Below are 11850 nucleotides of genomic sequence, written 5' to 3'. Positions count from 1 at the left end.
TGCTGTCTCCTTTCAGAATGGTGTGTCGCGACTTCATTCTACCAGAGTTCTGCAAACCATGTCTCTTCTCATCCTTTTTTCAATTTGCGAAAATTATTGTACCTTATCTTGACGACTACGCCTTTTCTTGTGTTTACTGACACCTCCGGGGCGGGCAACGGGATCAGCTCCGGGATCTCAATGACCCCTACGCAGTTATAGTGGATACGGAGCCGCTGCTCCCACACCCCGTCGATCTTCTCGGCATTGAACACTTCGATCTTCTCGATGAGCTCGTTGAGCATCCGGGGCGTCAGCTTGCGGGCGCGGGTGTATTTGCGGACCAGGGAGATGAACATATCCTAGTACTAAAATCGAACGCCCCAAGGCAGCCCCAAACAGCGTTATAACCCCCGCCAGTTCCGGTTACCCTCCCCCATCCTAGTACAGGGCACACAGCGGCTCACAGGCGGCTCCACGGCGGAAACTACTGCTGCCCTTGATCCTCGTCTTATTCTTTGTTTAGCATATTAATTTTTACTATGCCCTTCCGCTACTATATGGCCGCCAGCAGGAACAAACGTGGGTTCGGGCTTCTGCCCGCAAAAAAGCGCCTGCGACAAGCCAAATGCTCTGCTTGCCCCACCTATGGGTGGGTAAAATCGCTCCCGTTCCACTTCCAGGGAGCGGAACGTTGTAACCAAGAAAGTGTTTCGTGTTTGACACGCTTACTCTCTGCCACCACAGGATTGTGTTGTAGAAAAGTTACCGGCATGGTATACTGTTAATAGGAAATGAGGTGAACTGTGTGGCAAAATTCAGGCTTTATGTTTGGAACACAGAGCGCACGAAAATCTTTGTAGCTGCTACAAAAGCTTCCAGGCAGGATTTAACGGTCACGCAGTTAGAGCCTCAGTGGCAAACTGACTGGACCAGCGACTATATCATCGGCAGCACCTTTGACCTGTATGCTCTCAAAACACCAGAAGGGGAATTGGTGGCGCTGGGTGCCTACGAAGTTCGGGATGGGAATATGGGGGTTCATATCGTCTACATGGAAAGTCAGGCCGAGAGCAATCTGACGCTGGTGGAAACACCAAAGTATCGTGGGATTGGGCGGGCACTGGTAGTCTATGGCATCAAGCTGTCAGTAGATGCCGGATTTAACGGTGATGTAACCCTGGATGCCAAAACACCGGAGTTAGCACAGCACTATGAGCAGGATTTCGGTGCGGTTCGCCTGCCGGGTCGTAGCGCCGGAGTCGCGCCCAGATATCTGATTTGTGATGAGGCCGCGCAAAGAATTTTCACAGACTATTTGGAGGAGGGCTAAGTATGGAAGATGCCAAGTGGTATTTCACCCATGAAAGCGAGGAAGACCGTCTGTGGTATCAGATTTTCTTTTCCATGTGCAAAAAATTCAGCGTCTCCTGGCCGACAGCCACTCCCTCACAAAGGGCCTTTATCGAGGAAATTACCCGGTTCAACTATGAGCGGGAGATGGCCAGGCAGGAGCTTCAATCCCAGCCAGTGCGAGGCTTCTTCGATGAGACCGTTTCCGCTTGACCCAAACCGTGACCCATACGGGTTCCGGACTGAACGGAACCAATGGAACAGACAGTGGCCAACAGCATCTTTATCCCCAGCGGAAAGGGTACAAAAGCGCTCAACGGAGCGGAAAGCACCCCCGATCCGCAGCTCATAACCCGGAGGTCGAAGGTTCAAATCCTTCCCCCGCAACCATAAACCCGTCAGAATCCGTGGATTCTGACGGGTTTCCTTTTGTTTTCATCACTTTTTCAGGCTGATCATTTTTGCCGTTTTCGTCTGACCCAAACCGTGACCCATACGGGATCTCGGAGCGGTCAGGGCCGGAGACTGCCGGAGAGGATACTGCCCATGGTTTTTGCCGCCTGGCGCTGGGAGGCCGTGGTCACGTGGGCGTAGGTGTCCAGGGTGAACCCCGCGCTGAAGTGCCCCAGCATCCCGGACACCGTTTTTACGTCCACCCCGTTCTGCAGGGCCAGGGTGGCAAAGGTGTGGCGCAGATCATGGAACCTAACCCTAGGCAGCCCCGCCCGTTTCAGCACCCGGTGGAGCATGTGCAGCACGCTGTCCGGGGAAATCGGCCCGCCCGTAGGGCTTGGGAATACCCAGGGGCTGTCTCCTGCTTTCTTCCTCTGTGCTTCCAGAACGTCTATCGTATCCTCTGCCAGCGGCAGGGTGCGGTAGGCGTTCTTCGTTTTCAGGGGTGCCTCCACCACTTCCCCGTTGATCCGGGCGATCTGCCGCCGAACCCGGAGGTCGCCCCGCTCCAAATCAATGTCCTCCCATTTCAGGCCGAGAAGTTCTCCCCGTCGGAGCCCGGTGGCCAGCTCCAGGTAGTAGAGCTCAAACACACCGCTGTCCTTGGCCTCTCTCAGGAAGGACTGGAGCTGTTCCACCGGCAGGGTCTGCATCTCCCGGTGCTCCAGCCTGGGCAGGGCGCAGCCATCCGCCGGGTTGGCGGTGATTAGTCTCTGCTCTTTGGCTAAGTTCATCGCAGAGGAAATGATCTGATGGATGTTCCGCACCGTTTTGGCGCTCAGCCCCTTGGCCTGCTTTCTGCTCTCAATCCGCTCCACTCTTCCTCCCTCCAGCAGCTTTTTGTAGAGCTTCTGCAATTCCAGAGAAGTGAGCTTTTCCAGCGGGATTTCGCCGATATTGGTCTTGATGTGGTTGTCGATGTACCCACGGTAGGTCTGGTGAGAGGATGGCCGTACCTTCGCCTTGGCGTAGTGCTCAAACCACACCTCCATCCACTGGCCTACGGAGTACCGGCCAACCTTGGCCGCATCCAGCCCCTTCGCTTCCTCGATTGCTTGTTTCAGCTTTGCCTTGGCCTCCCCCTGGGTCTTGCCCAGGACGTTCTTGTAGATGGCCCTGCCCGTCTCCGGATCGCGGCCGGCGGTGTACCGCCCCTCCCATCGGCCGTCCTTGCGCTTGCGGAGGTTTCCCTCCCCATTGGCCCGGCGCTTGCTCATTCTTCATCCACCTCCTCCAGGCCCTCCACGGCCAGCCTCATCCCCAGCCGGAAGCCTTGTACGAAGTGCTCCAGGGCCAGGGTGTTGCTGATTTCGTTGTCCGCATCGATCAGCCGCAACAGAAGGGTCTCGGCTTCCCCCTCCAGCAGGGCAGTGAGCTCTTCCTCACACCGCTCCGCCCGGCTCATGGCTTTTCCCAGCTCGGAGTCCACATCGATCTCCAGGTCGTGGGGCCGGATTTCGCCGTAGTACAAATCCTCTAGTGTTTTCCGCATGGCTTTTTCCTCCTTCGCAGCAACACACAATACCGCAGAGGGCAGGAAATAGCCACCCCAATCCTGCAGAGTTAACAGATCCTTATCATTTTGCTGACTGAAGTATCTTTTTGTCAACGGCATCGCATTTGTGCCGACGGTAAGGGCTTTTCCTCTTTGTTTTGCGGCGCAAATTTTGCTTACCCTTGCGGGAATCAACGCGACTGTCCTACGCATCCCCACAGCGGCGCTCAAAAAGGCCGGAACCAGCTGAAAACACTGGATTTCTCAAAACTACCGACCACCTAAAACTTCGAACTCCGCCTTCAGCGACCACCTAAGCTTGGCCTGAGCCGAAATCTCGCAACCCCTTGGCACGCCCCGCACTGCGGGGCGTTGTGACCGGACCTGCGGCGGTTTACCGACGTCGGTCCTTTATCCTAGTACTAAAATCGAACGCCCCCAAAGGACCCCAAACGAGGCTCCCTGGAGGCGTTCTTCCTCTGGAATTGGATGCCTTAGATGCCCGAGATTCCCGCGTCATGACTGTCCCAGACAGCCACCGCCCCACACACGGCCCAACACCGCCGAAATGCCCGTTCCGGTGGAGCTACCCCGCCTCCGCCCCGAAACCGGCACACAGGGTGCACACGGTCGCGACAGCGGTTTTCTCCTGCCTGTCCGCCTCGTGCTTGAGTACGCCGGATGCTCACGGTGCAAAATGGGTGCGGGCTTCTGCCCGCAAAAGGCGTTTGGCGGCCGCTTGCGGCAAGCCAAATGCTCTGCTTGCCCCACACGTGGGTAAATGATCTGGCTTCGGAGATTACTCTATTCCCAAGTCCCCTGCCCGCCTGACTAGCTTGTAGTGCCCAGAGAATTGTCCAATCGCGGCTTTTATGGTATATTGATCAGGAAACAATGGAGGACCGCCAGCGCGGAGGAATCTATTCTGGACACGTCTGGTACGGAAAGCGGCGGCATGGGGTAGCGGTGAGGTGAGCAGCACATGATCGGAAAATGGCTCAATTACATGGCCAGGCTGCACGACGGCGTGGACGCCATTCTGATTGCAGATCGTCATGGAATAATTGAATATTCCGCTATGTTTTCAGAGCGGGAAAATGGCATGATTGACGAGGGCTTTATCGGGAAAAGCATCCTGGAGGCATACCCGGAGCTGACCGAGGAGACCTCCAGCCACTTCCGGGTGATGCGGACGGGCAAGCCGGTGCTCAATGAAAAGCAGGAGCTGACGGACTTCTACGGCCGGCGGATCATGCTGGTCAGTTCCACCTTCCCTCTGGAGGACGGCGGGGAGCTGATCGGCACCATGGAGACCTCGGTGTTCTATCACAAGGACTCCCAGTTGGACGGGAAGAACCACTGGCTGACCAATCCCCACACGGGCCTGTTCCGCCTGGAGGACATCATCACCCGGAATCCGGAGATGCTGGCCCTGAAGGACACCGTGCAGCGGGTGGCCGCCAACCCCTCTCCGGTGCTGATCTGGGGGGAGACCGGCACGGGCAAGGAGCTCTTTGCCCAGGCCCTCCACAGCCACAGCACCAGATCCAAGGGCCCCTTCATCTCCCAGAACTGCGCGGCCATTCCCACCACCCTGCTGGAGAGCACGCTGTTCGGCACCACCCGGGGGAGCTATACCGGCGCGGAAAACCGGAAGGGCCTGCTCAAGCAGGCCGACGGGGGCACCCTCTTTCTGGACGAGGTCAACTCCATGGATCTCTCCCTCCAGGCCAAGATATTGAAGGCCATTGAGGAGAAGAAGTTCAGGCCCGTGGGCGGAGAGCAGGATGTGCACAGCGATGTGCGCATCGTCTCCGCCATGAACGTGGATCCTATCACCGCCGTGCGGGACGGACTGCTCCGGCGGGATCTGTTTTACCGGCTGGGGGTGGTGCAGCTGGCCCTGCCGCCCCTGCGGAAGCGGCCGGAGGATATCCCGCTGCTTACCGACTTCTATGTGGAGCGGTACAACCGGAAAATGGAGCGGACGATCACAGGGGTCAGCGAGCTGGTGCGCAACGCCCTGCTGGCCTACGACTGGCCCGGCAACGTGCGGGAGCTGCGAAACGCGGTGGAGTCGGCCTTTAACCTGTGCACCGGCTCTGTGATCCAGCTCAGCGACATCCCGCGGTACATCTTTTACCACGAGGAGGAAAAGGCGGCGGAACCGGCGGAGGAGGCCCTGCCGGACGGCATGGGCCTGCAGGAGGCGGTGCGCCGCTATGAGAAAGGGCTGATTGTCCGCACGCTGGAACACAGCCGCACCATTACAGAGGCGGCGGAGAAGCTGAAGCTGACCCGCCAGGCGCTCCAATACAAGATGATGAAATATCATCTGAATACCTGACTGCGAAAGGCAAGAAATTTTGCGATTTTGCGCAAAATTTCTTGCCTTTTTCCGTGTACAGCCAGCCTCATCGGCGTATCCCAACCGGGAAATGCCTGAAAATGCAGCCTTTCCTAACTAAATTCGAAAACCCCTCCGTGCTGGCATCCGGTTTGCTAAAATAGGGGCAGTGGTTTTACTTGAACCAACTATCTGAAGTTAGGAGAGGGTAAAAGATGGCAGAAAAAAAGAAACGGGGCATCACCTTCCCCCACATGTTCACACTGATCCTGCTCATCATCGCCGTGTGTACGATCCTGACCTATATCGTTCCGGCAGGTCAGTACGACACCTACGTAGATGACAACGACGTGGAGGTCTTTGTGGACGGCAGCTATCACCGGGTGGAGCAGACTCCGGTGACCCCCATGAAGGCGCTCATGTCCGTACAGGAGGGCATCATCGAGACGGCCAACATCGCGGCTTTCATCTTCGTCATCGGCGGCGCCTTTGGCGTGGTGGCAGAGACCAAGGCCATTGAGGCAGGCATCGGCCGTATCATCAAAAAGACCTCCAAACGGCAGGGGCTGCTCATCCCCATCATGATCTTTGTGGTGGGCTTCGCCGCCGGCTCTTTCGGCATGTTTGAGGAGTGCCTGGTGTTCATCCCCTTCCTGGTGCCCATCTGCATCGCCATGGGCTACGATTCCATCACCGGCCTGGCGGTGGCGATTGTGGGCAGCTCCAGCGGCTACGCGGGCTCCTTTGTCCAGCCAGCCAACGTGGGCGTGTCCCAGAGCATCGCCGGCCTGCCCCTCTACTCAGGCATGTGGTACCGCCTCATCATCCTGGTGGTGATGCTCACCATCGCGGCGGTCTATGTATCTCTTTATGCCCGGCGCATCAAGGCCGACCCCACCCGCAGCCTGATGTACGAATTCGATCGCCAGCGGGAGGAGAAGGTGGATCTGAACGACCTGCCCGAGCTGACCGGCACCCGCAAGGTGGTGCTGCTGGTCATGGGTGCCACCTTCGCCCTGCTCATCGTGGGCGTGCTCAAATGGGGCTGGTACATCAACGAGATCTCCGGCCTCTTCCTGGGCATGGGCATCATCGTGGGCTTTGTGGGCCGGGTGGGCCTCAACGGCTTCGGCGTCCTCTTCGGCCGGGGCGTGGCCGACTTCGCCACCGGTGCCCTGGCGGTGGGCTTTGCCCGCGGCGTGCTGATCGTGCTGGAGGAGGGCAACATCCTCCACACCATCCTGTACGGTGCTTCCGGCCTGCTCACCTCTCTGCCCACTGCCCTGACCGTGCTGGGCATGTACGTGTTCCAGAACTTCCTCAACCTGCTCATTCCCTCGGCCAGCGGGCAGGCGGCCACTTCCCTGCCCATTCTCCTCCCCATGGGCGACATGGCCGGCATTACCCGGCAGACCACCTGTATCATCTTCCAGATCGGCAACGGTCTGTCCAACAACCTGGTGCCCACAGCCGGTACATTCATGGCGGCCCTGGCCATGGCCAAAATCCCCTACGGCAAGTGGGCCAAGTGGTTCCTGCCCCTACTGGGGCTCCAGTTCGCGGCCGGCGCGGTGCTGGTGCTGATTGCCAACGCCATCCAGCTCGGGCCCATGTGATGAGAAAGAAGGTATCTGCGTGAAAGAGGCAATCCAAAAGACGGTGGAGGGCTTCCTCCCCGAGCTCTGGGCCATGTCCCGGGAGATGTACGAAAATCCCGAGCCGGGGCTGGAGGAGATCAATTCCTCCCGCCTGCTCCGGGAGTGGCTGACCAGGCAGGGCTTTAGCGTGGAGGAGAACTTCCACGGCCTGCCCACCGCCTTCCGGGCGGTGTACGGCTCCGGAAAGCCGGTGCTGGGCTTTCTGTGCGAGTATGACGCCCTGCCCGAGGTGGGCCACGGCTGCGGCCACGACCTGATCGGCGTCATCTCTGCCGGAGCGGCCGCCGCCCTGTGCCAGGCCGTGGATGTCCACGGCGGCACCCTCGTCGTGTACGGCACTCCCGACGAGGAGATCACCTGCACCAAGGTGCAACTCACCGACGAGGGCGCTTTTGACGAGCTGGACGCCGCCCTCATGCTCCACCCCTATCAAAAGACCTGCGGCCGGATGGGCAGCATCGGCATCTATCCGGTGCAGTACGAGTTCTTCGGCAAGAAGTGCCACGCCAACGAGGCCGGGCCGGGCAGCGACTGCATCAACGCCCTGGATGCGGCCGTCACCGCCTATCTCAATATCAGCCAGGCCAAGCAGTACCTGGACGCCAACATCTACGGCATCATCAACAACGGCGGAACCCTGCCCAACATCATCCCCGACTATGCCTCGCTGCGTTACTACATCCGCTGCGATGAGGAGCGGAAAACCCGCCGGGCCGTAGAGCGGGTCACCCGCTGTGCCCAGGGGGCGGCGGACAGCGTGGGGGCGGAGCTGAAAATCACCCAGTATCTCTGCCCCACTCAGACCCTGCTGCTCAATGAGCCTCTGCTCCAGGCCTTTGAGGAGAACATGACCGCCCTGGGGGAGCCTGTTGTGGTAGAGGAGGGCAACCGCCTGTCCACCGACGCGGGCAACGTGAGCTTCCGGGTGCCCACCCTCCACGGCATGATCGGCATCCACAGCTGCAAGGGCCTGGATCTGCACACCGAGGAGTTCGCCGCCCAGACGGTCACCGAGAGCGGTCGGGAGGCCACCCGGCTGGGCGTCTGCGGCCTGGCGGGCGTGGGTTATGACCTGCTGACAAAGCCCGAGCTTCTGGCCGCCGTCCGTGCGGACTTCGACCGTGGCATCCGGGAGCAGAACGAGAAAGGAGTTTGACCATGCTGCTGCATAATTCTGTTACGGAGGATCCCACCATCTGGGCGGGCCTGAACCATCCGGAGCTCTCCCTGGAGGATGTGGACATTGCGGTATTCGGCATCCCCTATGACGGGGGCGTCAGCTTCCGCTCCGGCACCTGCGAGGCGCCCCAGGAGCTGCGGAAGATCACCCACACCATCTCTCCCACCACCGAGGACTTCCGGGACATCTCCCCCCTGAAGGTGAAGGATCTGGGGGACTGCGTCGGAAAAGACCGGGACGAGATGTTCGCCGAGGCGGAGGAGCTGGCCTTCCAGGCCGTGAAGGCGGGCAAGTTCTTCACCATGATCGGCGGCGACCACTCGGTGACCATCCCCGTCCACCGGGGCATCAACCGGGCGGTGGACGAGGATTTCGGCATCATCCACATCGACGCCCACTTCGACCTCTGCCACGAGATGCACGGCGACACCCTCTCCCACGGCTCCACCGAGCGGCGGGCCACGGAGCTGTCCCACGTGGGGGACAGCGACCACCTCTACTTCCTGGGCATCCGCTCCATCGAGTCCGATGAGCTGGACTTCTACCACAGCAACAAGGTCAACGTACTCTCCGCCGCGGAGATCGACCACCAGGGCGTTCCGGCGGTGCTGGAGCAGGTGGTGGGCCACATGAAACGCTTCTCCAAGGTCTACATCACCCTGGATATCGACTGCCTGGATCCCGCCTACGCCGCCGGCACCGGCACCCCGCAGTTCGGCGGCCTCACCGCCCGGCAGCTGCTGGATCTGCTGAAGGGACTCTTTGACGGCCTCAACATCATTGGCATGGACGTGGTGGAGGTGGCCCCCAAGCTGGATCCCTCCCTGGCCGCCCTGTTTGCCGCCCGGAAGATCGTTACCGAGTGCTGGGCGCATCACTACTTTAAGAACCTGAACCCCTGACAGAGGTGCCCTTCCCAATAGGGCAGCCATTAGAGCCTAAAAAGGCTTAAAGGCAACTGTTGCCTGCGGCTGAAGATCCATAATTCTCCCCCTTCAGCCAGAGGCCCGGCAGAATAGAATTCTGCCGGGCCTCTCTTTTTTGCCCTTTGTTGCATTGATTGGGCAAATGGTTGCTTTCTGCAATGGAATCAGCGGCAACAAATTACCTTCTGCCAGTGGTGAAGTTTCTTCTTCTGAAGCGGGTCACTCTCTTGTTTATTGCAACGCAAAATCTGAGGCTGGCAAAACTTTGACCCAGAATCTGACCCAGAACAGGAAAAATTCGTGCGGAGCAGAGAACATATGACCTCCGGGAATTGGCAGATTTCCGGAGTAAAAAGTGCCAAAAAGCGCCTGAACCCAACGGATTGAACCGCCGACAGCAGCTCATAACCCGGAGGTCGAAGGTTCAAATCCTTCCCCCGCAACCAGAAAAAACACCTGATTTTTTCGGAAATCAGGTGTTTTTTATTACTTTTCTGCCATTTTCAAAAATGAGGCGTGTCGAGAAATTCAACTTTAATTCAACTCGCCTCTCAAATTCAAGCCTTTTTCAAAAAGATATCCGACAAGATATAGCCCTTCCCAAACTCCGCCGTTAAATGGGCGGAGAGATACTCCAGCAGCTTGGTTCCATACTCTGCCCGGTCATTTTCTCCACACGCTTTGTAGATTTGCTCCCCAATCTCCCAGTAGGCGGTCACCATGGCGGAGTTAACTGCCATGGTTAGGGTATGCTGGGCAGTTACGATGGAACTGCGGATGGCGTGGTAGGTCTGCTCTGGGCTGATGGCTAAAACTTCATCCTGATTGTTCATGGGCAGCCTCCTGGCACAGTCAAATTCTGTTTCCCTTATTTTACACAATCCAGGGAAAGACAGCAACCAAAACCGAGGTGATTTCTTACGGGAACCTATATCCACTTTACCTCTGAACAGAAGGAGCAGGCCAACTCCGTTGATCTGGAGGAGTTCCTGCGGCGGCGGGGGGAGAAGCTGCTCCGCGCTGGGCGGGAGTCCCGGCTGGCCAGGATCCATCATATTACTGTCCGGGGCAGCGAATGGTACGACCATATTGCCCGGCGGGGCGGCCACGCGGTCAGCTTCGTCCAGCACTTTTACGGAACAAGCTACCAGGAGGCCATGGAGCTCCTGCTGGGAAAGGAGTTGGGGGAGGCATATCCCGCCGCAGAGCCAAAGCGGGAGGAGCCGCCCAAGCCCTTCGCCCTGCCGCCGCCCCACACCGATATGCGCCGAGTGTATGCCTATCTGATGAAGCAGCGGCACATCAGCCGGGAGGTGGTCACCCACTTTGCTCGGGCTGGCCTGCTGTATGAGGACGCCCAATACCACAACTGTGTCTTTGTGGGCATGGATGAGCAGGGTGTTCCCCGCCACGCCCATAAGCGGAGCACCAACAGCCAGGGCAAATCCTTCAAGGTCAACGTGGAGGGTAGCAGGCCCCAGTACAGCTTCCACCACGTGGGACAGGACGGCCTGCTCTATGTGTTTGAGGCCCCGATTGATCTGCTGAGCTTCCTCACGCTGTACCCAGAGGGCTGGCAGGAGCACAGCTATGTGGCCCTGTGCGGCACCGGCGGCCAGGCCATACATTGGATACTGGAGCAGAACACCCGCCTCCGGGATGTGGTGCTCTGCCTGGATCACGACGAGCCCGGACAGACGGCAGCCAAGCGCCTCCAGGAAGAGTTACAGGGAGCAGGATACCACAGTGGCATCCTGCTCCCTGTGCATAAGGACTGGAACGACGATCTGGTGCAGGGGCAGACCATGGCTGGCCCTGCCATGACTATGGGGCAGAGCATGTAGCCCCATCCCCGTGCCGAAATCGTACCATGCCCGCCAAGGGGGTGGTGCGCCCTGCCGCTGGACCGGGCCCCGGTTCACCCTGGTCCACCAAAGAAGGTCACACTGGAAGATAGATCAAACACAGAGAATGACCAGAAAGAGGGAGATATACACGTGAATAACGATACCTGGACGCTGATTCTCCTGTTGGCAGCAGTATTCGGAGCCCTGGCGGCCATCGCCGCCTTCTCCAGCCGGGGCAGCCTGGACAGCATCAAGAGCAAGGACGTGGGCGACGGCCAGCACGGTACCGCCCGCTGGGCCACACCGGCGGAGGTGAAGAAGACCTTCCGTTCCGTGCCCTTCCAGCCCGCGCTGTGGCGGAAGGGGGAGCAGCTCCCGGACGCACAGGGGTTGGTGCTGGGCTGTGTGGGAAAGCTCCCGGCTCCGCTGGAGTTCCGTTTGCTTGGGAAGACAGTCCATCCGCCCATCCCGAAGAAGCTGTGGAAGCACGGTGGGATCCGGGCCCTAGGGCTTGTTTGAAAAATCAGGAGACTTGTTCTAAGTCAACAGAATTGCAATGGCGGCAAGGTGAACGAAGGCCAAGAAGGAGGTGTCCAGCATGTCGTATCTGGT

Annotated in this window: 12 protein-coding genes; 8 read left to right on the top strand and 4 right to left on the bottom strand. The window is 58.9% G+C overall.

Annotated elements, in window-relative coordinates; translation table 11 throughout:
* Nucleotides 1-68: 68 nt before the first annotated feature.
* Nucleotides 69-338, bottom strand: coding sequence for a DUF4368 domain-containing protein (locus B5F88_RS17005; protein ID WP_242959856.1), 270 nt, complete (start codon nt 336-338; stop codon nt 69-71).
* Nucleotides 339-787: 449 nt separating this feature from the next.
* On the opposite strand from B5F88_RS17005, the gene B5F88_RS17000 reads away from it, so the two are divergent.
* Both B5F88_RS17000 and B5F88_RS16995 read left to right on the top strand, forming a co-directional pair.
* The gene (locus tag B5F88_RS17000; protein ID WP_087348449.1) at nt 788-1312 is read left to right on the top strand and encodes a hypothetical protein; all 525 of its coding nucleotides are present in this window, start codon (nt 788-790) and stop codon (nt 1310-1312) included.
* Nucleotides 1313-1314: 2 nt separating this feature from the next.
* Nucleotides 1315-1545, top strand: a complete 231-nt coding sequence (locus tag B5F88_RS16995; RefSeq protein WP_087348447.1) for a hypothetical protein — start codon at nt 1315-1317, stop codon at nt 1543-1545.
* 299 nt (nt 1546-1844) lie between these two features.
* On the opposite strand, the gene B5F88_RS16990 is transcribed toward B5F88_RS16995, so the two are convergent.
* A complete protein-coding gene (locus tag B5F88_RS16990) occupies nt 1845-3002 on the bottom strand; it encodes a site-specific integrase (protein WP_087348445.1) in 1158 nt (385 codons plus the stop codon).
* Entirely contained in the window at nt 2999-3277 is a 279-nt protein-coding gene (locus B5F88_RS16985) for a DUF6809 family protein (protein WP_087348443.1), read from the bottom strand. Before B5F88_RS16985 ends, B5F88_RS16990 begins: the two co-directional genes overlap by 4 nt.
* A gap of 985 nt (nt 3278-4262) precedes the next feature.
* Between B5F88_RS16985 and B5F88_RS16980 the strand changes: the two genes are divergently transcribed.
* From B5F88_RS16980 to speB, 4 genes are all read left to right on the top strand, one after another.
* Nucleotides 4263-5627 (top strand): sigma 54-interacting transcriptional regulator, encoded by a 1365-nt coding sequence (locus B5F88_RS16980; protein ID WP_087348441.1) that lies wholly within the window; start codon nt 4263-4265, stop codon nt 5625-5627.
* A gap of 215 nt (nt 5628-5842) precedes the next feature.
* Nucleotides 5843-7243 carry an AbgT family transporter gene (locus tag B5F88_RS16975; RefSeq protein WP_242959855.1) on the top strand — a complete coding sequence of 467 codons (1401 nt, stop codon included), beginning with the start codon at nt 5843-5845 and terminating at the stop codon, nt 7241-7243.
* 19 nt (nt 7244-7262) lie between these two features.
* On the top strand, nt 7263-8441 hold the full coding sequence (locus tag B5F88_RS16970) for a M20 family metallopeptidase (RefSeq protein WP_087348439.1): 1179 nt from the start codon (nt 7263-7265) through the stop codon (nt 8439-8441).
* 2 nt (nt 8442-8443) lie between these two features.
* Complete coding sequence (gene speB, locus B5F88_RS16965) at nt 8444-9367, top strand: agmatinase (RefSeq protein ID WP_087348437.1); 924 nt, start codon at nt 8444-8446, stop codon at nt 9365-9367.
* A 581-nt stretch (nt 9368-9948) separates the two neighbouring features.
* On the opposite strand, the gene B5F88_RS16960 is transcribed toward speB, so the two are convergent.
* Nucleotides 9949-10224, bottom strand: a complete 276-nt coding sequence (locus B5F88_RS16960; RefSeq protein WP_087348451.1) for a DUF1016 N-terminal domain-containing protein — start codon at nt 10222-10224, stop codon at nt 9949-9951.
* 324 nt (nt 10225-10548) lie between these two features.
* Between B5F88_RS16960 and B5F88_RS16955 the strand changes: the two genes are divergently transcribed.
* Both B5F88_RS16955 and B5F88_RS21600 read left to right on the top strand, forming a co-directional pair.
* Complete coding sequence (locus tag B5F88_RS16955) at nt 10549-11235, top strand: DUF3991 and toprim domain-containing protein (protein WP_242959854.1); 687 nt, start codon at nt 10549-10551, stop codon at nt 11233-11235.
* Nucleotides 11236-11388: 153 nt separating this feature from the next.
* Nucleotides 11389-11757, top strand: a complete 369-nt coding sequence (locus B5F88_RS21600) for a hypothetical protein (RefSeq protein ID WP_242959853.1) — start codon at nt 11389-11391, stop codon at nt 11755-11757.
* The last annotated feature ends 93 nt before the right edge of the window (nt 11758-11850 follow it).

The sequence above is a fragment of the Flavonifractor sp. An306 genome (genome assembly GCF_002159455.1).
In the GTDB taxonomy this organism is placed as follows: domain Bacteria; phylum Bacillota; class Clostridia; order Oscillospirales; family Oscillospiraceae; genus Flavonifractor.
Note: the sequence above shows the minus strand (reverse complement) of the source record. Positions and strands in the feature narration are given on the sequence as shown.